This window comes from Micromonospora sp. NPDC051141 (assembly GCF_044455765.1).
In the GTDB taxonomy this organism is placed as follows: domain Bacteria; phylum Actinomycetota; class Actinomycetes; order Mycobacteriales; family Micromonosporaceae; genus Micromonospora.
The window spans coordinates 459770-480400 of record NZ_JBITFD010000004.1; the positions used below are offsets into that span (position 1 = coordinate 459770).

Sequence of the window (20631 nt, forward strand, 5' to 3'; positions counted from 1 at the left end):
ATGACGGCAGACCACCCCTCGCCGGTCGACAAGCCTTCCGGCGGTACGCCGGAGCAGCACGATTCGATCCTGCTCGACGAGCCGACCACGGCTGACCTGCGGGCCAAGGTGACCGAGGCGTGGCGGGAGTTCGCCCGGGCGCTGGCCGAGCGGCTGCGCGGGCTGCCGGCCGGTGGTCACCTGGAGGTCACGCTCGACCCGACCGCCTCGGGCACCGGGGATGCCGTCTACTCGGTCAGCGCGGACGCCGGCGAGGACGGCGCGCTGTCGGCTCGGGCGGTCGGCAACGCCACCCTGCCGGCGGGTTACCGGCTGGATCGGGCGGCGGTGGCCGACATGGTGGCGCTGGGCTGGTCGCCGCCCGGCGTGGTGGCGGGCTCCGGCGAGCAGTTCGGCCTGGACTGCGGCGTCGACGAGGCGACCCGGTTGTCCGCGGTGCTCTCCCGGACGCTGCGGGACGTCTACGGCGCCCCGCATCCCGCGTTCCTGGTCTACCTGGTGCACGACGCCGAGGGTGAGCCGCTGCCGGTGGAGCCGCTCGGCACCGCCCGCAGCGAGTTCGGCCCGGACCGCGACGTGGAGGCCGACCTGGAGGAGGCGCTGGCCGCCGCGGCGGCCGCCCAGTCGGGTGAGAACGACGTGCTGGCCCTGGAGGAGCGGGTCCGTACGGTCGTCTCGACGATGTTGAAGTCGAACTCCGACCAGGTGCAGGTCGACTCCGACGGTGACATCAACATCCGGGCCGGCTCGGCGATGGTCTTCGTGCGGGTCCGCGACAATCCGCCGCTTGTCGACGTCTTCTCCCCGGTGCTGACCGAGGTCGAGCCGACCGAGCGCCTCTACGTGAAGCTCTCCGAGCTGACCAACCGGATGCCGATCGGCCGGCTCTACTGCGCCGATGACACGGTGTGGGCGTCCATCCCGGTCTTCGGCCGCAACTTCCAGGCCACCCACCTGATGCTGGCCGTGCAGGTGATGACCGGTCTCGCCGACGAGTTGGACGACCGGCTGCACGGCGAGTTCGGCGGCAGGCGTTTCTTCGGCGAGGGCGACAAGCCGGCCCGGCCGCAGGAGCACCGCACCGGCATGTACCTCTGAGCGGTCCGGGGCGGTACCGGCGTCAACTCGTGGACGGGCCGACGCCGGGGGACTCGACGAGTCGGGACAGCACGATGGTGCTGCGGGACGAGGTGACGAACGACTCGGCGCGCAGCCGTTCCAGGGCCTCCTCCAGGTGGGCGATGTCGGCGGCGCGCAGGTGCACCAGCGCGTCCGCCTCGCCGGAGACGGTGTAGGCGCCGACCACCTCGGGGTGCCGGCGGGCGGCGACGCCGATCTGCGTGGGCGTGGTTCGGCCGGCGCAGAACAGCTCGACGAACGCCTCGGTGGTCCATCCCACGGCGGCCGGGTCGACGACCGCGGTGAAGCCGCGGATCACGCCGGTGGCGCGTAGCCGGTCGACCCGTCGCTTGACCGCGGGGGCGGAGAGTGACACCCGGGCACCGATGTCGGCGTACGAGGCGCGAGCGTCCGCCACGAGCAACGCAATGATTCGTTGGTCAACCGCGTCTATCTGCAACGTTCCGCCCCCGGGAAGCAATGGTTGTGGCTGTTACCAAAGTTCCAGCCTACCTACTCTTGGTGACCGTGAACCAGCAGCGAGTCTCGCGAAAGCGGACATATCTCATGTGCTCGCCGGAGCACTTCGCGGTCGAGTACGCGATCAACCCGTGGATGGACCTGGCCACGCCGGTCGACGCCGACCTGGCGGTCAAGCAGTGGGACCGGCTGCGCGAGACGTTGCTCGGGCTCGGCCACGACGTGCACCTGCTCACCCCCGAGGCCGGTCTGCCGGACATGGTCTTCGCCGCGAACGGGGCGTTCGTGGTGGACGGCACCGTCTACGGCGCCCGGTTCAAGCACGAGCAGCGTGCCGCCGAGGCCGCCGCCCACCGGGCGTTCTACGAGGCGCAGGGCTGGCACTTCATCGCGCCGAGCGAGACCAACGAGGGCGAGGGCGACTTCGCCTACCTGCCGGACGCGCACGGCGGCCTGGTCCTGGCCGGCCACGGCTTCCGTACCGAGCTGGCCGCGCACGCCGAGGCGCAGGAGGCGCTCGGCCGGCCGGTGATCTCGCTGCGCCTGGTCGACCCGCGCTTCTACCACCTCGACGTGGCGCTCGCCTCGATCGACGACGGGAACGTCGTCTACTACCCGGGCGCGTTCTCCGCGGCCAGCCAGAAGGTTCTGGCCCAGCTCTTCCCGGACGCGGTCGTCGCGGACGACGAGGACGCCCTGGCGTTCGGCCTGAACCTGGTCAGCGACGGGCTCAACGTGGTGTTGAACAGCGACTCCACCCGGCTGGCCGGCAAGCTGAAGGCGGCCGGCTACCACCCCGTGCCGGTGGAGCTGGCCGAGCTGAAGAAGGGCGGCGGCAGCGTGAAGTGCTGCATCGCCGAGCTGCGGCACTGAGCCGAGCTGCGGCACCGAGCCGAGCTGCGGCACCGAGCCGAGCTGCGGTCCCGAGCCGGACAGGCGCGAGGGCGGTCTCCCCCCGGGGAGGCCGCCCTCGTCGTCGCGTCAGCCGAGCGTGGCCAGCTCGTTGATCACCACGTTGGAGAGCATCCGGCCGTCGAGCTGCACCTTGCGCAGGTACCACTTCTGCTGCGGGGTACGCGGCTGGTTGAACTGCCAGGGACCCCGTGGGCTGTCCACCTGGCCGATCGTGCCGAGGGCGAGGTTGACCTGCTGCGGCGACACGTTCCCGCCGGTCGCCCGGATCGCCTTGTCCAGCACCAGCGCGGCGTCGTACGAGGCCATCGCGTACGTGGTCGGGGACGTGTTGAACGTCTTGCGGTACGCCGAGGCGAACACCCGGTTCGCGGTGTTGTTCAGGTCGGCCGAGTAGTTCAGCGCGGTCTCGATGCCGTACTTCTCGATCAGCGCCCGGTCCCGGCCCTTCTCGCCGTCGTCGAGCTGGTCGAGGACGGTGCCCTCGGTGAGGAACCCGGGTGCGTAGATCGGCCCCCGGTAGCCCTCGTCGTAGAGCTGCTTGACGAACTGCACCGCCTGCGCGCCGGTGTAGTGGCAGAAGACCGCGTCCGGCCGGCGTCCCAGCGCCTTGCGGATCGGCCCGGCGTACGCGCCCTTGCTGGGGTTGGCGTAGTCGGGCGTGTAGATCGGGTCCTCGGTGAGCCGGCGGCCCTGCTCGTAGCCGCGTCGCAGCCCGTTGACGACGTCCCGGCTGCCGGCGCCCTGGGTGCCGAAGATGGCGATCCGGCTGGACGGGTCCAGGTTCTGCCGCAGGTACTCGCCGAGGGCCACGCCCGGCTCGTCCAGCACGTACGAGGTGCGCCAGATGAAGACGACACCCTGGAGCGTGGCCGGGGAGGCGTTGGAGCCGATCAGCGGCACCCGGGCGTCCTCAACGGTGTCCCGGATGCCGGTCATGACGGCCGGGTTGACCACGCCGGTGAGCGCCAGCACGCCCTCCTTGAGCAGCCGGTCGACGGCGGCCTTGCCGGTCGCGACGCTGTCGCCCTCCTCGGCCGGCACCACGGTGACCGGGTGCCCGCCGAGCTGCTGCCCGTGCGTGGCGAGGAAGAGTTGGAAGCCGTTGGCGATCTCGTCCCCGATGACCTTGTTCGGGCCGCTGCCGGGAACGATCAGCCCGATCTTGACCGGGCTGCCCGGGGCGGCCTGGTCCGTGCCGTCGTCGCCGGGGCCGCAGCCGGCGGCGAGCCCGGTGGTGCCCAGTGCGGCCAGCAGTTGCAGGGCCCGCCTGCGGTTCATCTGTGCCACCGACTTCCTTCCCGCGGGGGCGGCCATCGTGCACACCCCTCCGGCGTTCTACCTGGTCGACGACGCTGCGTCAATGCCGGGTGGATCACCGAGCAGGGACCGCAACGCCGTCACCACCCGCGGCCACGCGGCCGAGTCGGGGGCGATCAGCCCGAAATGCTCGCATTCTGGCAGCTCAATGAGCGTGGCGGAGCCGCCCGCGGCCCGGTCGGCGGCCACCCACGAGCGGCTCATCGACACCGGAACCTGCCGGTCGAGAACCCCGTGTATGACTACTGTGCGTGTTTGAATCGGCACCAATGCCGATGGATCCGTGGTGGCGTACCGCTCCGGCACGTCGGCCGGGCCGCCGCCGATCAGCGCGGCCACCGCCCCGGCGTCCAGGTCCAGCCGGTACGCCTCGGCGAGGTCCGCCACCGGGGCCAACGCGAGCACCCCGCCGGTCGTTTCCGGGGCGTGGGCCGCCACGTACAGCGCCAGATGCCCACCGGCGGAGTGGCCGAGAAGGATCGGCGGCACCGGCGCCACCCGGCCGGGCCACGCGGCGGCGGCCAGCCCCGGCAGCGCGGCGACGCCGGCGAGCACGTCGGTCAGCGGGTCCGGCCAGCGGCTGTCCGGCCGACCGGTCCGGCGGTATTCGAGCTGGGCCACCGGATGACCGAGCGCGGCCAGCGCCGCCGCCATCGGGCCGGTGTGGGTCCGGTCGTACTCCGCCCGCCAGAAGCCGCCGTGCACCACGATCACCAGCGGCCGGGCGGGGCCGGCACCGGCCGGGCCGCGCAGGTCGGCGCACTGGTCCGGATGGTCGCCGTAGGCGACGGTGGCGTCCGGCGGCGGGGCCGGCCGGGTCAGCACCTCACGCGGGTCGCCGGTCATGCCGGGACGGTAGCCTGCCCGGTCCGGGCGCGTGCGCGTGGCCGGCGTGGGTAAAGATGGTTGCCATGACCGAAGCACACTCCGGTGGACACGACGACGAACAGGCCAACGACGGCATCCCCGGCACCGTGGTGGTGGTCGGCCCGGACGGTCGACCGGTCGGCACGGTGCAGACCGAGGAGGGCAAGGGCGAGGACCCGACCCGACTGGTCGAGCAGCCGGCCAAGGTGATGCGGATCGGCAGCATGATCAAGCAGCTGCTGGAGGAGGTGAAGGCCGCCCCGCTCGACGACGCCAGCCGGCACCGGATGCGCGAGATCCACGAACGCTCGATCGTCGAGCTGAAGGAGGGCCTCGCCCCCGAGCTCCGCGAGGAGCTGGAGCGGATCTCGCTGCCGTTCACCGAGCAGCAGGCACCCAGCGAGGGCGAGCTGCGCATCGCGCACGCCCAGCTCGTCGGCTGGCTGGAAGGGCTGTTCCACGGCATCCAGGCTGCGCTGGTCGCCCAGCAGATGGCCGCCCGCGTCCAGTTGGAGCAGATGCGCTCCGGCCGGCAGGCGCTGCCCAGCGGCCCCGGCGGGATGGTCCCGGGTATGCCCGGCATGCCCGGCGGCGCCGAGGGCCACGCGCCCGGCCAGTACCTCTGACCGGCACCGGCCGGGGCGCCTGACGCGCCCCGGCCGGTCAGTCCACCCCGAAGACCTTCTCCAGGTACGCGGCCACGCCGTCCTCGGTGTTCGCCCCGGTCACCTCGTCCGCGATCTCCCGGACGGCCGGGTGGGCGTTCGCCACCGCCACCGCCCGGCCGGCCCAGGTCAGCATCGGCACGTCGTTCGGCATGTCGCCGAACGCCAGCACGTCCCGCTCGTCGATGCCCAGCCGGGCCGCGTACCAGGCCAGGCCGGCGGCCTTGGTCACCCCGGCGGCGGAGACCTCGATCAGGCCGCTGTACGACGAGTGCGTCGCCTCGGCCAACCCTTCGAGCGCGCCGGCGACCACTCGGACGAACACGTCCGGGTCCTGCTCCCCGGCCCGGACCAGCAGCTTCACCGCCGGCGCGGCGAGCAGCTCCTCCGGCGACTCGACGGCGCGGATCGCGTCCGCGTCGGCGTCCCAGCGCAGCGGGTAGTGCGACTCGTGCCGCATCTGCCGGCTGTCCACGATCTCCACCGCGAAGCTCACCCCGGGCACCTCGGCCCGCAGCCGCCGGGCCACCTCGGCGAGCAGTTCCGGGGCGAGCGGGTCGGCGCGCAGCACCTCGTCGGCGGCCGGGTCGTACACCACCGCGCCGTTGGCGCAGATGGCCGGCAGCGGTGCGGCGAGCTGGTCGTACACGAGTTTGAGCCAGCGGATCGGACGGCCGGTGACCAGCACGACCGGCGTGCCCGCGGCGGCGATCCGGTCCAGCACCCGCGCGGTACGCGGGCTGAGCGTGCGGTCGTCCCGGAGCAGCGTGCCGTCGATGTCGCTGGCGACGAGGCGGGGTGGTTCTCCCATCACCGGGAGAGTAGTCGGTCCAGGTAGACCGCGACGCCGTCGTCGTCGTTGCGCAGGGTGATCTCGTCCGCGGCGGCGCGCACCTCCGGGTGGGCGTTCGCCACCGCCACCCGGGCCCAGCCGGCCCAGCCGAACATCGGCAGGTCGTTGGGCTGGTCGCCGAAGACCAGCACGTCCGCCGGGTCCACCCCGAGCCGCTCGGCGACCACGCTCAGCCCGGACGCCTTGTCCACCCCGGGCGGGCAGATCTCGACGAAGCCGAGCCCGGCCTGGGTGAGCGAGGCGACCTCCGTGGGCACGATCCGGCGGGCCACCGCCAGCAGCTCGTCGACGTGGTGGTCCTCGGTCCGCGCGAACGCCTTGACCACGTCGCAGGAGAGGCATTCCGCCCGGCTGCGCGCCTCGAACCGGTCCGGGTAGGGCCAGCTCGGGTGGTAGTCGCCCCACAGCGGCGTGTCGTCCTCGCCGGACGCCTCCACCATCACGGTGAGCGGGCCGACCGCGGCCTCCAGGTCGGCGATCAGCCGGGCGAGCACCTCGCCCCGGAGGCGCTCGTCGCGCAGCACCAGCGGGCCGGCCGGGTCGCTCTGGTCGACCACCCACCCGCCGCCGGCCATCACCAGGAAGTCCGCGGCGCGGATGTCGTTGCGGCTCAGTTCGGCCAGCCGGGGTCCGCGTCCGGTGGCGCCGACCACCGGGATCCCGGCGGCCCGCACCCGGTCCAGCACCCCGTGGGTGTACGCGGAGACGGTGTCGTCGCTGCGGACGAGCGTGCCGTCGAGGTCGGTGGCGATCAACTTGGGCAGGCCCGGGCGGGTCATGGCTCCTCCTTCGGCCCCGCCGCCGTCACGCCGGCCGGCCCGGTTCTCGTGCCGGGACCGTCGCACGGCGGGCAGCAACCGTATCTCGCGCGGCAGGGGGCGACCATGGCGTTCCGGCGAATCCGCCGCGAATCCACGGCGGCCATCCGGTGGCCGCCGCACCGACGAATCGGCAGGCCAGCGGACCGGCGGGTAGGTGGGTCGGCCCGCTCAGCGGGAGCGTTCGGGACCGGCGAACGGCAGGGTCGGCTCCACCGTGAGGTCGGCCGGCGCCGGCGGCGCCTCGTCGTCCCGGGGCCGGCGGCGTCGCCGGAACGGCCGGTCGTCCGGCGTCTCGTCGTCCGGCGCCGCCTCGACGCCCGCCCGGTCGGTGGCCCGCCCGGCCAGGTGCAGCGCGACCGCCAGCAACGCCACCGCGAGGAACGCGGTGACCAGGCCGCGCCCGTGCTCCACCTGGATGTCCCGTTCCACCGGGAAGAAGAGGATGCGCCGGGCGAGCGGCTGGAGCGAGGAAGCGGTCGCGACCAGCACGCCGAGCAGCGTCGCCGCGAGGCCCAGCCCGGCGATCCGGGCGTGCTGCCGCACCGCCGGGGCGCCGCGCAGCGCCAACGCCACCGCGACCGACAGCCCGAGCAACCCCACGAGGTACGCCGCCCCGAAGCCGCCGATCTCGGCGACGCCACTGGGCAGCCGGAACGTCGTGTTCCCGTCCTCCCCCTCGTCGGGCACCGTGATCACCAGCCACTCGCCGATCAGCGAGGCGAGCGCGGCGACCGCGCCGAGCCCGGCGAGCACCGGCGGCAGGCGGTGGTCCCGGCCCAGACCGGCCAGCGCCCGACCGAACCGGCCGGACGGAACCGCCCCGGTGTCGGCGTCGCCCCACTCGACCACCGTGGTGCCGTCGGCGCGGTTGTCCTGCCTGGGAACCGGGGGATCCTGCGACATCGGTTACCCTTCTCCGGTACGCGGGTCTGCGTCGAATCATGGCACAGCCGGCCCCCGGTCACCCGGACCGCGAGGTGAGCAGGACAGGCGGTGCGGGACGGCCCGCTTTCGGTTAGCGTCGGTGCCATGCCTATCCGTACCGCTTCCGCTCGTTGGCAGGGCAACCTCGCCGAGGGGTCCGGCACCGTCCGCACCGGCAAGGGCGGCCTGTCCGGCAACTACTCCTTCAAGTCCCGGTTCGAGGAGGGTGAGGGCACGAACCCCGAGGAGTTGATCGGCGCCGCGCACGCGAGCTGCTTCTCGATGGCGCTCTCCAAGCAGCTCGCCGACGCGGGCGTCACCGACACGTCGGTGGAGACCACCGCCAAGGTGCACTTCGACAAGACCGACGCCGGCATGACCGTGACCCGCATCGACCTGGAGACCGTCGGCCAGGGTGCGGGCCTCGACGAGGCCGGCTTCACCAAGCTGGCCGAGGCCGCCAAGGAGGGCTGCCCGATCTCCCGGCTGCTCTCCCCGGGCGCCGAGATCACCCTGACCGCCCGCCTGGCCTGACCCGTCCGACGCGGTGGGGGCGCCCTCGCGGGCGTCCTCGCCGTGCCGCGTGCCGACCGTGAGGGAGTGACCGGGCCGCGTGGCCGTGGAGATGAGCCGGGACCGGTTCGAGGAGCTGGTCGGCGAGGCGCTCGACGAGGTGCCCGAGGAGCTGCTCGGGCTGATGAGCAACGTGGTCATCCTGGTGGAGGACGACCCACCGCCCGGCGAGAACCTGCTCGGGCTCTACGAGGGGCACGCGCTCACGGCGCGCGGCTGGGACTACTCCGGCGTGCTGCCGGACCGCATCCTGATCTACCGGAACCCGATCCTGGCGATCTGCGACACCGACGACGACGTCGTCGACGAGGTCGCGGTGACGGTGGTGCACGAGATCGCCCACCACTTCGGCATCGACGACGAGCGCCTGCACGCCCTCGGCTGGGGCTGACCGGGTCCCGCCCGACCCCCGCTCGGCCGATCCCCGCGGTTGCGCCCGTCCCCTAACCTGCGGATCAGGCACATCCCGATGCAGGAGGAAACCCGATGCGCAGCGAGCTGTTCTCCGCGGAGAACCTGGAGAAGGAGTCCCAGCAGCCGGGCATGCGGCTGCAGAACTCCAAGATGCTCAAGATCGAGCTGAACGGCGAAGCGATGGCCCGGGTCGGGTCGATGGTCGCGTACCAGGGCCAGGTGCAGTTCCAGGCGCTCGGCTCCGGCGGCATCGGCAAGTTCATCAAGCAGCGGCTCACCGGCGAGGGCGTCCCGCTGATGAAGCTCTCCGGTCGCGGCGACGTCTTCCTCGCCGAGGCCGCCAAGGACGTGCACATCATCGACCTGGAGCCGGGCGACGCGCTCTCCATCAACGGCTCCAGCGTGCTGGCGTTCGACTCCAGCCTCCAGTACGACATCAAGATGGTCAGCGGCATGGGCATGGCCTCCTCGGCCGGCCTGTTCAACTGCGTCTTCACCGGGCACGGCCGGATCGCCATCACCACCAAGGGCACCCCGGTGGTGCTGAACGTGGACGCGCCGACGTACGTCGACCCGCAGGCGGCGGTCTGCTGGTCGGCCAGCCTCCAGACCGGTTACCACCGGGCCGAGCAGCTCGGCCTGGGCACGCTGCTCGGCCGCAGCACCGGCGAGGCGTTCACGATGAGCTTCGCCGGTCACGGCTTCGTCGTGGTCCAGCCGTCGGAGGAGCCGCCGGTGGCCGGCAGCGGCGCCCAGCAGCAGCAGGGCGGCCTGCTCGGCGGCCTGTTGCAGTGAGGTCTCCGGGCCGGGTGCGACCCTGGGGGGCGCACCCGGCCCGGTCAGCTCAGCTCGCCGGCGCGCAGCCGGGCCAGCCAGGCCGCCGCGTCGGCGTAGTCGGCGTCGGAGAGCCCGGCCGGCGCGGGCGTCGGCCGGTCGCCCGCCGCCGTGCTCCAGCGGTGCCGGGGGTACGACCCGAGAAAGCGCACGCCGGCGCAGACCCGGTGCAGCCCCTGCAACGCCTCGCCGAGGCGGACGTCGGCGACGTGCCCGGTGCAGTCCAGGAAGAACACGTAGCGTCCCAGTGCCTCACCGGTCGGGCGGGACTCGATGCGGGTCAGGTTCACGCCGCGGACGGCCAGCTCCATGAGCACGGACAGCAGCGCGCCCACCCGGTCGTGCGCGATGTAGACCGCCAGTGAGGTGAGGTCGTCACCGGTCGGTGGCGGGGGCGTCCCGGGGCGGGACAGCAGCGCGAACCGGGTCACCGCGTCGGGATGGTCGGCGATCTTGTCGGCGAGCACGGTCAGCCGGTGCCGGGCGGCGCCGATCGGGGCGCAGATCGCGGCGTCGTACCCGCCGGTCGCCGCGCCGGCCGCGGCGGCGCCGTTGGAGAGCACGTCGACCACGGTGGCGTCGGGCAGGTGGTCCCGGAGCCAGCCCCGGCACTGGGTGGACGCCTGCGGATGGGCCGCGACGCTGCGCACCCCGGCCGGCGTCACCCCGGGCCGGCCGGCGAGCACGAACTCGACCGGCAGCACCACCTCCCGGGTGATCACCAACGGGTCGCCCTCGGCCAACTCGTCGAGCGTCACCCCGACCGCGCCGCCGATGGAGTTCTCCAGCGGCACCAGGGCGGCATCCGCCTCCCCGGCCCGTACGGCGTCCAGCGCCTCGCCCACGCTGCGGGCCGGCGTGCGGCTCCCCCGCTCGGCGGCGGGCACGGTGCGCAGCGCCTGTTCGGCGAAGGTGCCCTCGGGACCGAGGTAGACGAAGCGGGTCGGCGGTGTTCCGGGCATGGCGACCAGCCTACGCACCCGGGGGACTGTCGCAGGCCAGGGTGCGGATGCCGGTGGGCGCGGTGGCGCGTACCTCGACGCCGCACACGTCCGTCCCGGCGGTCACCAGCCTGGGCGTGCCGGACCGGCCGCGCGTGACCACCTGGAGTTCCTCGTGCCCGGAGACCGCCAGCACGGTGTACTGCCAGCCCTCCGCGCACAGCGGCCCGGTCCGTACGGTTATCCGGACGTTGCGGGGCAGCACCCCGGCGGAGCCGCGCAGCATCGCCACGATCCGCTCGCCGGACGGCGTGCCCCGGCAGGGCACGGCGACCGGGTCGGGGGCCGGTGGAGTCCGCGCCGGCAGGGACGGGACGGCCGGCACGATCGGGGTCGCGCTCGGTGTGGGAGTCGGCGTGGCCGACGCCGAGGCGCGGGGAGCGCCGGTCGGGCTGGGCGGCGGGTCACGCAGCTCGGGCGGCGTGCCGCAGGCGGTCAGCGCGAGCAGCGCGAGCAACGTCACCGGGGCATGCCGACGGGCGGACGGGGTAGCGGGCACGGGGGATGGTCCTCGACCTCGGGCGAGCGGTCAGAGCACGGAGAAGAACGTGAGCGAGCCGGCCACCGCGGCGCCGGTGAGCACCGGCGTGGAGATGGCGTCCACTGTCGTCCCGGCGTCGGAGCCGGGCCCCTGGACCCGGAGCAGGCCACGGGCGAGCCGGCCGGAGAGCAGCGCGAGCAGCGGCGGGATCTTGTCGGTCTCCTGCTCGGTCAGCTCGCTCGGGCTGGCGGTGAAGTCGACCAGGCGCAGGCCGCCTTCGAGCAGAGGTCGACCGACCACGTCCGCCGGGGCGCCCAGGCAGAGCAGGTCGCAGCCGGAGGAGGAGATCGCCACCACGGTCGTGTCGACGTCGATCAACAGGCATGGCTCGGCGGCCCGGGAGACCGTCCCGCACCACTGCGCGAAGTTGTCGGACTCCTGCTCGGTGCATGCCTCCGCCGGGGACGTGAACACTTCCGAGAGTGAGAGCTCGACGTGGGCCACCGCGCCTCCTATGTACACCGACGGTCCGTCCACGCTAGCCGGTCGGCACGGCGACCGTCCGGCCGCGCTGCGCTCTCCGGCCGCCGGTGCCGCCCGTGGGGCCGGGGTGGCTCAGGTGCCGGGGACATGCGTCGGTGCGGCGGGAGCCCCGGGGGGTGGGCGGCCGGCGACGACGCGGACCGACGAACCGGTCGGGGCGGTGCCGCGGACCGCGTGGCGTCGCCGGAGACGTTACCGGCGGGCGGCCCGCTTGTCAGCGGCCGTTCGGCCCTCGTCATACCACCGGTAGTCGGCGGATGGACGGTACGTGCCGTTCAGCCACGTCGAGGGCGCCTGGGCGACCCGCGACAATTTCTCGGCGGTGGCCGGGCTGATCCGGTTGCCGGCGGCCACGAGCAGCCGGTCCAGCTCCCGGTGGGTGGCCATGAGGCAGTCCTTCGGGAGGCCGTAGACGCTGATCACGCCGGAACCGACGAACGTCAGCACCGGCGTCACCGGGATCGGCAGCCCGACCGCGTCGGAGAGCGCCTTGCTGGCCCGCTTGGCGTCCCGGCGCGCTTCGGCCACATAGGGCGGACGCTTGCCGTTGATCTGCACGACGTCGCCGGCGACCAGCACCCGGGCCCGGCCGTGGTCGGCGACGGTGACCGCGAAGAGGCCGCTCGGCCCGATCGCGAGGAACCCGGCCCGGTCGGAATCGCCCTGGTCGAACAGCGCGTCGGCCGGGTCCGTCCGGGGCCACTCGATGACGTGCCAGGCGGGACCGAGGTGGTCGAGCTGCCCCAGGGCGCGGGCTCCGGCGGCCTCCAGCCGGCGGGCACCCCGCTCGGCACGGCGGCGGCGGGCCCACTCCAGGGGAGTCGGTCGAGCCGGCTCGAGCGCCGAGGCGGAATCGACCCGGGGATGTGCCGCGGGAGGCGGCAGGGCCCGGGTCGGCACGGCCCGGCGAGCGGGAAAGACAGTCATCGCGACCTCCGGCAAAAGGTCTCTCGAAGTTATGTCTCCACTACCCTACGTTGCACACCCCGGGGTTCGGCAAGTTGGACCGCCGGAGTGAGTGCGGATGAATGCCATATTCATTCACACTTCTTTTCCGGATGGTGCGGAAGCCTGCCCTAGGCTGCGGGGGTGACGCACTACGTGGACAGCGAAGTGGCTCGACTCGGGACGGTACTGCTGCACCGCCCGGGGCCGGAACTCGCCCGCCTCACCCCACGCAACAACGACTCCCTCCTCTTCGACGCTATCCCATGGGTGGGACGGGCGCAGGAGGAGCACGACGCGTTCGCGGCGGCCCTGCGCTCGCGCGGCGTGGAGGTGCTCTACCTGGCCGACCTGCTGGCCGAGACGCTCGCCGTGGCGGACGCCCGGGCCGAGCTGACCGAGCAGGTGCTCCGGTCCCCCCGACTCGGCGACACCCTCCGCGCCCGGGTCGCCGACCACCTGGCCTACCTCGACCCGGCGGCTCTCGCCGACGTGTTCATGGCCGGGCTCGCCCACGAGGAACTGCGGATCGGCGCGGAACGACCGGGCGGTCTGGTCTGGACGCTGATGGACCGGCACGACTTCGTCATCGACCCGCTGCCCAACCTGCTGTTCACCCGCGACTCGTCGGTGTGGATCGGCGACCGGGTGGGCGTGACCAGCCTGGCCATGCCGGCCCGGCGGCGGGAGACCACGCTCACCGACGCGATCTACCGCCACCACCCGCGCTTCGTCGGCACCGAGTTGGTCTACCACCCCGGGCTGGAGCACCTGGAGGGCGGCGACGTGCTGCTGCTCGCCCCGGGCGTGCTCGCCGTCGGCGTCGGCGAGCGCACCACCCCGGCCGGCGCGGAGCGGCTGGCCCGGCAGGTCTTCGCCGCCGGGCTGGCGCACACCATCCTGGTGGTGCCGATCGCCCAGGAACGCGCCACCATGCACCTGGACACGGTCTGCACCATGGTCGACGTGGACGCCGTGCTGATGTACCCGAACATCGCCAGCGAGCTGTCCGCGTACACCGTCGTCGCCGGCGCGGACGGCGAGCCCCGGGTCGACGGCCCGGCGCCGTTCCTGCGGGCCGCCGCCGACGCGATGGACCTCGACCAGCTCCGGGTGATCGACACCGGCCTCGACCCGGTGACCGCCGAGCGGGAGCAGTGGGACGACGGCAACAACACGCTCGCGCTCGCGCCGCGCCTGTGTGTGGGCTACGAACGCAACGTGGAGACCAACGCGCAACTGGAGCGGGCCGGCATCGAGGTGATCGCCATCGCCGGCTCCGAACTGGGCTCCGGCCGAGGCGGCCCCCGCTGCATGTCCTGCCCCCTGGTCCGCGAGAAAGGCGGGGGCCCCGCTCAACGCCTGCGGTAGAGAGGGGCCCCTTCTCACACGTGCGTGTTGAGCAGGGGCCCCTCCTCGCATCGGGCCGTCAGCGGAGGGTGAGCTGGCGGCCGAGCAGACCCTGCCGGGCCCGGCGACCGGCGGCGTCCAGCGGCGCCCCCTCGGCCAGCGCCTCGGCGTAGCGCTTGGCGAACTCGGCGACCGGGCCCTCCCACGCGGCGGCCGGGGTGTCCTCCGGCAGGTCCCAGACCGGCGCCAGCCGGCCGTGCGCCCGGAACATGCCGGCGAACTTCGTGTCGTCGCCGAGCGTCAGCGTGCCGGTCGCGCCCAGCCGGGACAGGGCGTCCAGCGCCGCGTCCTCGTCGTCCGGCAGCACCCAGCGCACGTGGGCCTTCTCCGGCACCTGGCACCAGTACGCCGCCCGGGCCGCGTCCAGCTTGACCGTCGGGTAGACCGCCGCGTTGGCCCGCTCCAGGGACGCCTGCACGGTCGGGTCGTCGGTGGCGCCCGGGTCGAGCCAGAACTCGAACCCGTCGTGCATGCTGATCTCCAGCGGCCCGTCCACCAGGATGTCCTGGAGGCGGGGGCCGGGCCCGGGCAGCGGCGGCACACTCACCTGACCGCCCGGCTCGGTCCGCAGCGCGCAGAGCAGCGCGTCGGCCAGGTCCCGGGAGACGTCGCCGGACTGCTGGTGCCGCTGGAGGCCGATCAGGACCCGGCCGTCCGCCTTGGCCACCGCCGGGGCGGCCATCGGCAGCACGGTGGCCAGGACGACCGGCCGGTCGCCGTACTCCTCGACCAGCTCGGGGGTCAACCGCAGCGGCGCGGACGCGGCGGGCACCAGCTCCCGCAGGGCGATCCACTCCGGCTCGTCGACCAGGCCCTCGAACGGTCGGGGCACGAAGATGTCGCGCACCTTCTCCCGCTTCGGGGTGGCTTCGGTGACCCGTTGGCTCTTTCGACGCTTGCTCACGGCCAGACAGCCTAGATGGCTCAGGTCCCGGCCGGGGGCCGGACCCGATCAGCCGGTGGCGACCAGGTCCGCCCGGTGCGACCCGGTCGGGTCGAACTCCGCCCACACGCTCTGGCCCAGGCCGTCCCGCTCGACACCCCAGCGGCTGGCCATCCCGGCGACGATGTGCAGCCCGCGCCCGTCGACCGCGTCGGGGGGCGCGACGCGCATCCGCGGGCCGGCGCCGGCACCGCCGTCGGTGACCCGGAGCAGGACGACCGGCCCCCGGTCGGTGGCCCGCAACCGCCAGGCCACCCGGACCACGCCGCCGGGCAGCGCCTCGGCGTGCCGGACCGCGTTGCCGACCAGCTCGGCCAGGACCGCCACCAGGTCCGCCAGCAACGCCGGGGGTACGACGCCGGTCAGCTCGTCGGCGAGCCGGTGCCGGGCCACGCGCGCGCCGGTCGCGTGGTGGGGCACCACCACGCACCACGACCGTTCCGCCGGTCCCGTCGACACGCCGTTCCTCTCCACCCGTGGACGCCCCGGATCAGCCCCGGGGCAGCCGCACCTCCGCGACCGTACCTCCGCCGGCCCTCGGCCGGAGGGACACCCAGCCGTTCTGCTGTTCCACGATCTGCCGGACGAGATAGAGGCCCAGGCCCGCGCCGGGGTAGCGCCGGCGGTCGCCGGACTCCCCCTGCCAGAACCGGTCGAAGGCCCGTTCCACGTGCTCCGGCCGGATGCCGATGCCCCGGTCGGCGACCCGGAACGAGACTGTCCGCTCGTTCGCGTCGGCGCCGATCTCGATCGGCGTGTCCGGCAGTGAGTACTTCCCCGCGTTGGTGCCCAGCTCGGTGAGGACGGTGGTCAGGCTGTGCCGGTCGCCGAGCGCCTTGGGCAGGTCGGCGGGCAGGTCGAGCACGATCCGGTGACGCAGGTCGGCGGGCAGGTCGAGCACCGCCGCCCGCAGCGCGTCGACCAGGTCGAACGGGGCGGCCGGTTCACCGCCGGGGCGGTTCTCGGTGGCGGCGGTGAGCAGTCGGTCGACCAACCGGGCCAGCTCGTTGGCGCGCTGGCCGATGATCCGGGCGGCCTGCCTCCGGTCGGTGTCGGTGAGCGACTCCCAGTGGTCGGTGAGCGTGTCCGCGTACCCCTTGATCACGGTGACCGGGGTGCGCAGCTCGTGGCTGGTCACCGCCACGAAGAGGTCCCGGTCGTGGTCGCGCCGCTGCTGGTCGGTGATGTCGCGGAAGGTGACCACCCGCAGCGCGGTGGGGCCAGGCAGCTCACCGGAGGTGATCCGCAGCCAGCGGCCGTCCGGCAGTCGATGGTCCAGCACCTGCCCGGGCGGGGGCAGCGGGAACGGCAGCGGCCGGCCCAGCGCCTCGTCCGCCGACCGGCCGGTCACCTGGGCGGCGGCCGGGTTCCAGAGCCGGACCCGCTGGTCGCGGTCGACCACGGCCAGGCCGTCGGCGAGCGCCGCCACGACCGGGCCGTCGCCGTGCACCGGCAGGCCGGTCTGGTCGCCGTACATGTGCGCGATGCAGGCGGCGACGTACCCGACGACGGCGCGCTGCGAGGCGTCCAGCGGCTCGCCGGTCCGGTAGAGGGCGTGCAGGCTGCCGACGGTCAGCCCGGCGATCTCGGCGCGGGCCACGATCATCCGGCGCAGCCCTCGGCCGACCACCTCGTCGGCGAGCGCGCCCGGGATCGCGTCGACCCGGACCTCCCGGACCGGCGGGCCGGCCAGCAGGCAGACGGTGGCCGGGTCGGTGGCCGGCAGCGGGCGGCCGATGACGAACTCGGCGCTGCCGGTCGCCGCGATCACCCGCCCGCCGGCCGGGGTGAACTCCACGAAGACCAGGCCCGCCGCGCCGAGCGCCGGTTCGACCTCGCGGAGCAGGCGGGTGAGCACGGAGAGGCCGGACTCGCCAGAATTGATCATGTGGATCGCGCTCGTGTGGCCGGCGATGAGGGTGGGGTAGTCGGTTCGCTCCGGCATGCCCCGAGTGTGCCGCGCCGGCCGCGCCGGGGACACCCCCTCACCGGGCGACCGGCCTCGGGCGGATCGACGGGGCTCACCGGCCCAACCGGGCCAACGCGCGGGCCGGCCGGTCGGTGATCACGCCGTCCACCCCGGCGGCCAGCACGAGTTCCAGGTCCTCCGGTTCGTTCACGGTCCAGACGTAGACCGCGTTGCCGGCGGCCCGCAGCGCCGGGACGAGCTGCGGCCGGGCCCGGACCAGTTCCACCCCCGGGCCGGCGATGCGACTGCCGAAGGGCAGCCGGCCCAGCCGCAGCCAGCGCGGCAGCACCTCCAGCAGCAGCACGGTGGGCAGCGCCGGCGCCAGCTCCCGGACCCGGCGTACGGCCAGCGGCGAGAAGGACATCACGGTCACCTGGACCGGGTCGTCCGGGCCGGGCTCGGCCAGCCCGTGCCGGCGCAGCAGCTCGACCAGCCGGCGCTCGACGTCGCCCCGGTAGCGCGAGGGGTGCTTCGTCTCGATCAGCAGCCGGACCGGCCGTCCGGCGGCCAGCACCGCGTCGAGGAGCCGGTCCAGCGTGAGCAGCCGGATGTGCGACTCGTCGAGCCGGGCCGCCGCGACCGCCTCCGCCGCGGCGGGGTGCCAGGAGCCGAAGTCGAGCGCCTCCAGCTCGGCGAGCGTACGCGCGCTGACCAGGCCGTGACCGTTGCTGGTCCGGTCGAGTCGACGGTCGTGCACGCAGACCAGGTGCCCGTCGCGGGTCAGCCGGACGTCGCACTCCAGCCCGTCCGCGCCCTCGTCCAGCGCGCGCAGGTAGGCGGCGAGCGTGTGCTCCGGCAGGTCGTACGAGGAGCCGCGGTGGGCGAAGACCAGCGGGTCGGTCATGGCCGGACGCGCCTCAGACGACCCGACCCGGCTGCCCGTCGTCGGTGACCACGGGACGGCCGGCGGCGGCCCAGTCGCCCATCCCGCCCTCGACGTTGCGGACCTGGTCCCACCCGTTGCGCAGCAGGTAGCCGACGACCTGCCCGGATCGGCCGCCGGACCGGCAGATCACCGCCACCTCGCGGTCGTCGGGGATCTCGGCGAGCCGGGCCGGCAGCTCGGTCATCGGCAGGTGGTGGGCGGCCGGCGCGTGGCCGGCGGCCCACTCGTCGTCCTCCCGGACGTCGAGCAGGTAGACGTCGTCGGGCACGGCCGACGCGGGCACGCTGGGAAGTTGGGCTCCGAACACGGATCAGAGCCTAGTCGCCCGGCGGCGTTCAGAGCCGGTTGACCCAGCGCGGGTTGGCGGCGGCCCACTCCGGCATCCGGGTGTCCTGCAACGCGGTGAACAGATCACCGCCGTCGGGGTCCAGCACCACGTACGACACCTGGTCGATGGTCTGCGGGTGGGAGGGCAGCCGGACGCCGCGCAGCGCGTCCGCCGGCAGCGCGCGGAGCGCGAACACCAGTTCGTCCAGGGGTACGCCGTTGGTGTCGACGGTCAACGCCCCGCCGACCGCGCGCAGCACCCGGTCCAGCTTCACCGGGTCGCCGCGCAGGTGCGTCTCGCCGGCCCGGTCGAGCACCGCCCGCAGCATCTGCTGCTGGTGCCGCTGCCGGTCGTAGTCGCCGTTCGGCAGGTCGTAGCGCTGCCGCACGTAGTCGAGCGTCCGGGCCCCGTCCATCTGGTGGCAGCCGGGTTCGAACCGGGTGCCGGTGTGGATCGACCGGACCGGCGTGTCCACGCACATCCGGATGCCGCCGAGCTGGTCGATGACCCGGGTGAAGCCGGAGAAGTCGACGAGCGCGGCGCCGTCGAAGCGGACGCCGGTCAGCCGGGTCAGGGTGGCGCTGAGCAGCCGCGCGCCGCCCTCGCCCCCGCCGCCGTGCTCGTACGCGGCGTTGACCTTGTCCTGGCCGCCGGGCCAGCCGGGCGCCGCCGGGACGGCGACCAGCAGGTCGCGCGGGACGGAGATCAGGTACGCCTGCCGCATGCCGGCCGGCACGTGCACGATCAGGATGGTGTCCGAGCGCTGGTCGGCGGCGTTCGCGCCGGCCCGGTGGTCGGAGCCGATCAGCAGGTAGTTGAGGGCGCCGTCCAGGTCCGTCCGCTTCTTCCGGGCGGTCGGGTCGAGCAGGTGCTCCTTGGCCACCGTGCGGTCGTACCGGTGGGTGAGCCAGTGCAGCCCGGCCACGCCGAGCGTGGCGAGCAGGACCAGGGCGAGGCCGCCGCCGAGCAGGAACCGGGGCCAGCGGGCCGGTCGAGGCCGCCCGCGTCGGTTCCGTGCTGGTCTGGACGTGACGATCCCCCCGTGGCGCCGACCTGAGACCCGCTCAGGTCAACGCTACGGGGGGACGGGCCGGCCGGTGCCGGCTTTCGTCACTTCCGGGTGGAGAGGACGGTCGGGTTGGCCACGATGAAGTCGGCCAGCTTGTCGTTCTTGACCGCCTGGAACATCTCCATGGTCGTCTCGTTGAACGTCTCCCGGCCGTTGCTGTTGCCGGCGAACGTCCCACCGTTGGTGCGCAGCGTGACCAGGTCGTTTCCGCTGAGGTTCTTGAGCGTGAAGATGAAGTCGGCGATCGGCACGCCGCCGGTGTCCAGCACGAACGCCTTCCCGGCGGCCTTCATCAGCGAGTTCAGCTTGATCGGGTTGGTCAGCATGCCGCCGTCGGTGGCCTTCTTGGCCATCGCCTTGATGAGCTGCTGCTGGTTCTGCTGCCGGTCGTAGTCGCTGTTGGGCAGGCCGTAACGCTGGCGGGAGTAGTCGAGCGCCTCCCAGCCCTCCATCTCCTTGCAGCCCTTCTTGTGCACCACCGGCTTGTAGGGCTTGCCGGTCTTCTTCGCGTCCGCGTTCCACATCGGCTTGCCCTCGACCATCGACATGTGGTGCGACGGGACCTCGTGGCTGACGCAGATCCGCACCGTGCCGAGCGCGTCGATGACGTTCTTGAAGCCGCCGAAGTTGATGATCGCGGCACCGTCGAAGCTGATGCCGGTCATTCCCTTGATCGTCTTGGCCATCAACTGGGCGCCGCCCTCCCAGCCGCCGCCGTTCTGCGCGCCGTGGAAGAACGCAGCGTTGATCTTGTCGGTGCCGCCCTTGTAGCCACTGTTCTTGAACGCCGGGATGCGCGCCTCGGTGTCCCGGGGGATCGAGATCAGGTACGCCTGGTCGTGGCTGGCCGGGATGTGCAGCACGATGATCGTGTCCGACCGGACGTCGTCGGCGGCCCAGCGGGCCCGGGCGTCCACGCCGAGCAGCAGCATGTCGATCGGGCCGTCCAGGCTGTTGCCGCCCTCGGCCTCGCTCTTGCCCGCCTCGCCGAGCAGGTTGCGCTGGGCGATGTTGTTGGTGGCCTGACCGATCACGGCCTTGCTGCCGACGATCGCCACGCCGCTGGTCACCATCAGCACTGCGCCGAGCACCAGGGTGAGCTTCGCCCAGAGCGGGTCCTTGCGCTTGGTGCGCTTCTTCTTCCCGCCGCCGCCGGGACCACGGCCGCCGGGACCGGGCTGTGTGGGGATGACCGGGGGAACCCGCCCGGATGACCCGGGTGCCGGTGACTGCGGGCGACGACTGGTCTGGACCGACATGCGTGCTCCAGCTCG

Annotated in this window: 24 protein-coding genes; 7 read left to right on the forward strand and 17 right to left on the reverse strand. The window is 73.5% G+C overall.

Annotated elements, in window-relative coordinates:
- Positions 1-1098, forward strand: coding sequence for a T3SS (YopN, CesT) and YbjN peptide-binding chaperone 1 (locus tag ACIA6B_RS10475; RefSeq protein WP_396772450.1), 1098 nt, complete (start codon positions 1-3; stop codon positions 1096-1098).
- A 22-nt stretch (positions 1099-1120) separates the two neighbouring features.
- On the opposite strand, the gene ACIA6B_RS10480 is transcribed toward ACIA6B_RS10475, so the two are convergent.
- Positions 1121-1579, reverse strand: coding sequence for an Lrp/AsnC family transcriptional regulator (locus ACIA6B_RS10480; protein WP_396772451.1), 459 nt, complete (start codon positions 1577-1579; stop codon positions 1121-1123).
- Between the two features lie 59 nt (positions 1580-1638).
- Here ACIA6B_RS10480 and ddaH point away from each other — a divergent pair, with 59 nt between their 5' ends.
- Positions 1639-2472, forward strand: coding sequence for a dimethylargininase (ddaH, locus tag ACIA6B_RS10485; protein WP_396772452.1), 834 nt, complete (start codon positions 1639-1641; stop codon positions 2470-2472).
- Between the two features lie 108 nt (positions 2473-2580).
- On the opposite strand, the gene ACIA6B_RS10490 is transcribed toward ddaH, so the two are convergent.
- Together ACIA6B_RS10490 and ACIA6B_RS10495 are read right to left on the reverse strand one after the other, a co-directional pair.
- Positions 2581-3801 carry an ABC transporter substrate-binding protein gene (locus ACIA6B_RS10490; RefSeq protein WP_396772453.1) on the reverse strand — a complete coding sequence of 407 codons (1221 nt, stop codon included), beginning with the start codon at positions 3799-3801 and terminating at the stop codon, positions 2581-2583.
- A gap of 48 nt (positions 3802-3849) precedes the next feature.
- Positions 3850-4677, reverse strand: a complete 828-nt coding sequence (locus ACIA6B_RS10495) for an alpha/beta hydrolase family protein (RefSeq protein WP_396772454.1) — start codon at positions 4675-4677, stop codon at positions 3850-3852.
- A gap of 56 nt (positions 4678-4733) precedes the next feature.
- Between ACIA6B_RS10495 and ACIA6B_RS10500 the strand changes: the two genes are divergently transcribed.
- The gene (locus tag ACIA6B_RS10500) at positions 4734-5324 is read left to right on the forward strand and encodes a bacterial proteasome activator family protein (RefSeq protein WP_281934029.1); all 591 of its coding nucleotides are present in this window, start codon (positions 4734-4736) and stop codon (positions 5322-5324) included.
- A gap of 37 nt (positions 5325-5361) precedes the next feature.
- On the opposite strand, the gene ACIA6B_RS10505 is transcribed toward ACIA6B_RS10500, so the two are convergent.
- The 3 genes from ACIA6B_RS10505 to ACIA6B_RS10515 all read right to left on the reverse strand — a co-directional run bounded on the left by ACIA6B_RS10505 (position 5362) and on the right by ACIA6B_RS10515 (position 7940).
- The gene (locus ACIA6B_RS10505) at positions 5362-6174 is read right to left on the reverse strand and encodes an HAD family hydrolase (protein ID WP_396772455.1); all 813 of its coding nucleotides are present in this window, start codon (positions 6172-6174) and stop codon (positions 5362-5364) included.
- On the reverse strand, positions 6174-6995 hold the full coding sequence (locus ACIA6B_RS10510; RefSeq protein WP_396772456.1) for an HAD family hydrolase: 822 nt from the start codon (positions 6993-6995) through the stop codon (positions 6174-6176). The genes ACIA6B_RS10505 and ACIA6B_RS10510 overlap by 1 nt, the downstream gene beginning before the upstream one ends.
- A 210-nt stretch (positions 6996-7205) precedes the next feature.
- A complete protein-coding gene (locus ACIA6B_RS10515; protein ID WP_396772457.1) occupies positions 7206-7940 on the reverse strand; it encodes a hypothetical protein in 735 nt (244 codons plus the stop codon).
- A gap of 126 nt (positions 7941-8066) precedes the next feature.
- Here ACIA6B_RS10515 and ACIA6B_RS10520 point away from each other — a divergent pair, with 126 nt between their 5' ends.
- The 3 genes from ACIA6B_RS10520 (at position 8067) to ACIA6B_RS10530 (ending at position 9743) form a co-directional block, all read left to right on the forward strand.
- On the forward strand, positions 8067-8495 hold the full coding sequence (locus tag ACIA6B_RS10520) for an OsmC family protein (RefSeq protein WP_396772458.1): 429 nt from the start codon (positions 8067-8069) through the stop codon (positions 8493-8495).
- A gap of 85 nt (positions 8496-8580) precedes the next feature.
- Complete coding sequence (locus ACIA6B_RS10525; protein WP_199199675.1) at positions 8581-8925, forward strand: metallopeptidase family protein; 345 nt, start codon at positions 8581-8583, stop codon at positions 8923-8925.
- A 95-nt stretch (positions 8926-9020) separates the two neighbouring features.
- Complete coding sequence (locus ACIA6B_RS10530) at positions 9021-9743, forward strand: AIM24 family protein (RefSeq protein WP_107156446.1); 723 nt, start codon at positions 9021-9023, stop codon at positions 9741-9743.
- 44 nt (positions 9744-9787) lie between these two features.
- Here the strand turns inward: ACIA6B_RS10530 and pheA are convergent, their stop codons facing one another.
- The 4 genes from pheA to ACIA6B_RS10550 all read right to left on the reverse strand — a co-directional run bounded on the left by pheA (position 9788) and on the right by ACIA6B_RS10550 (position 12734).
- Positions 9788-10744 carry a prephenate dehydratase gene (gene pheA, locus ACIA6B_RS10535; RefSeq protein ID WP_396772459.1) on the reverse strand — a complete coding sequence of 319 codons (957 nt, stop codon included), beginning with the start codon at positions 10742-10744 and terminating at the stop codon, positions 9788-9790.
- Positions 10745-10754: 10 nt separating this feature from the next.
- A complete protein-coding gene (locus ACIA6B_RS10540; RefSeq protein ID WP_396772460.1) occupies positions 10755-11282 on the reverse strand; it encodes a hypothetical protein in 528 nt (175 codons plus the stop codon).
- 30 nt (positions 11283-11312) lie between these two features.
- The gene (locus tag ACIA6B_RS10545) at positions 11313-11768 is read right to left on the reverse strand and encodes a hypothetical protein (protein WP_107156449.1); all 456 of its coding nucleotides are present in this window, start codon (positions 11766-11768) and stop codon (positions 11313-11315) included.
- A 231-nt stretch (positions 11769-11999) separates the two neighbouring features.
- Positions 12000-12734 (reverse strand): hypothetical protein, encoded by a 735-nt coding sequence (locus ACIA6B_RS10550; protein WP_396772461.1) that lies wholly within the window; start codon positions 12732-12734, stop codon positions 12000-12002.
- Positions 12735-12896: 162 nt separating this feature from the next.
- On the opposite strand from ACIA6B_RS10550, the gene ACIA6B_RS10555 reads away from it, so the two are divergent.
- Positions 12897-14123 (forward strand): arginine deiminase, encoded by a 1227-nt coding sequence (locus ACIA6B_RS10555; protein WP_396772462.1) that lies wholly within the window; start codon positions 12897-12899, stop codon positions 14121-14123.
- A gap of 58 nt (positions 14124-14181) precedes the next feature.
- Here the strand turns inward: ACIA6B_RS10555 and ACIA6B_RS10560 are convergent, their stop codons facing one another.
- From ACIA6B_RS10560 to ACIA6B_RS10590, 7 genes are all read right to left on the reverse strand, one after another.
- Positions 14182-15066 carry a DUF5926 family protein gene (locus ACIA6B_RS10560; protein WP_396772463.1) on the reverse strand — a complete coding sequence of 295 codons (885 nt, stop codon included), beginning with the start codon at positions 15064-15066 and terminating at the stop codon, positions 14182-14184.
- Positions 15067-15114: 48 nt separating this feature from the next.
- On the reverse strand, positions 15115-15531 hold the full coding sequence (locus ACIA6B_RS10565) for an ATP-binding protein (RefSeq protein WP_396772575.1): 417 nt from the start codon (positions 15529-15531) through the stop codon (positions 15115-15117).
- 64 nt (positions 15532-15595) lie between these two features.
- Positions 15596-17050, reverse strand: a complete 1455-nt coding sequence (locus ACIA6B_RS10570) for an ATP-binding protein (protein WP_396772464.1) — start codon at positions 17048-17050, stop codon at positions 15596-15598.
- 76 nt (positions 17051-17126) lie between these two features.
- Positions 17127-17918 carry a glycerophosphodiester phosphodiesterase gene (locus ACIA6B_RS10575; protein ID WP_396772465.1) on the reverse strand — a complete coding sequence of 264 codons (792 nt, stop codon included), beginning with the start codon at positions 17916-17918 and terminating at the stop codon, positions 17127-17129.
- Positions 17919-17931: 13 nt separating this feature from the next.
- The gene (locus ACIA6B_RS10580) at positions 17932-18267 is read right to left on the reverse strand and encodes a rhodanese-like domain-containing protein (RefSeq protein ID WP_281934052.1); all 336 of its coding nucleotides are present in this window, start codon (positions 18265-18267) and stop codon (positions 17932-17934) included.
- A gap of 28 nt (positions 18268-18295) precedes the next feature.
- Positions 18296-19213 (reverse strand): LCP family protein, encoded by a 918-nt coding sequence (locus tag ACIA6B_RS10585; RefSeq protein WP_396772466.1) that lies wholly within the window; start codon positions 19211-19213, stop codon positions 18296-18298.
- A 185-nt stretch (positions 19214-19398) separates the two neighbouring features.
- Positions 19399-20616: an LCP family protein gene (locus tag ACIA6B_RS10590; RefSeq protein ID WP_396772467.1), complete on the reverse strand. Its 1218-nt coding sequence runs from the start codon at positions 20614-20616 to the stop codon at positions 19399-19401.
- Positions 20617-20631: the final 15 nt, after the last annotated feature.

Bases quoted from the DNA above. Each gene is read 5' to 3' on its own strand.
- ACIA6B_RS10505 (WP_396772455.1), bottom strand. From the start codon at position 6,174: ATGGGAGAACCACCCCGCCTCGTCGCCAGCGACATCGACGGCACGCTG.
- ACIA6B_RS10530 (WP_107156446.1), top strand. From the start codon at position 9,021: ATGCGCAGCGAGCTGTTCTCCGCGGAGAACCTGGAGAAGGAGTCCCAG.
- pheA (WP_396772459.1), bottom strand. From the start codon at position 10,744: ATGCCCGGAACACCGCCGACCCGCTTCGTCTACCTCGGTCCCGAGGGC.
- ACIA6B_RS10495 (WP_396772454.1), bottom strand. From the start codon at position 4,677: ATGACCGGCGACCCGCGTGAGGTGCTGACCCGGCCGGCCCCGCCGCCG.
- ACIA6B_RS10550 (WP_396772461.1), bottom strand. From the start codon at position 12,734: ATGACTGTCTTTCCCGCTCGCCGGGCCGTGCCGACCCGGGCCCTGCCG.
- ACIA6B_RS10500 (WP_281934029.1), top strand. From the start codon at position 4,734: ATGGTTGCCATGACCGAAGCACACTCCGGTGGACACGACGACGAACAG.
- ACIA6B_RS10515 (WP_396772457.1), bottom strand. From the start codon at position 7,940: ATGTCGCAGGATCCCCCGGTTCCCAGGCAGGACAACCGCGCCGACGGC.
- ACIA6B_RS10520 (WP_396772458.1), top strand. From the start codon at position 8,067: ATGCCTATCCGTACCGCTTCCGCTCGTTGGCAGGGCAACCTCGCCGAG.
- ACIA6B_RS10590 (WP_396772467.1), bottom strand. From the start codon at position 20,616: ATGTCGGTCCAGACCAGTCGTCGCCCGCAGTCACCGGCACCCGGGTCA.
- ACIA6B_RS10475 (WP_396772450.1), top strand. From the start codon at position 1: ATGACGGCAGACCACCCCTCGCCGGTCGACAAGCCTTCCGGCGGTACG.
- ACIA6B_RS10510 (WP_396772456.1), bottom strand. From the start codon at position 6,995: ATGACCCGCCCGGGCCTGCCCAAGTTGATCGCCACCGACCTCGACGGC.
- ACIA6B_RS10570 (WP_396772464.1), bottom strand. From the start codon at position 17,050: ATGCCGGAGCGAACCGACTACCCCACCCTCATCGCCGGCCACACGAGC.
- ACIA6B_RS10575 (WP_396772465.1), bottom strand. From the start codon at position 17,918: ATGACCGACCCGCTGGTCTTCGCCCACCGCGGCTCCTCGTACGACCTG.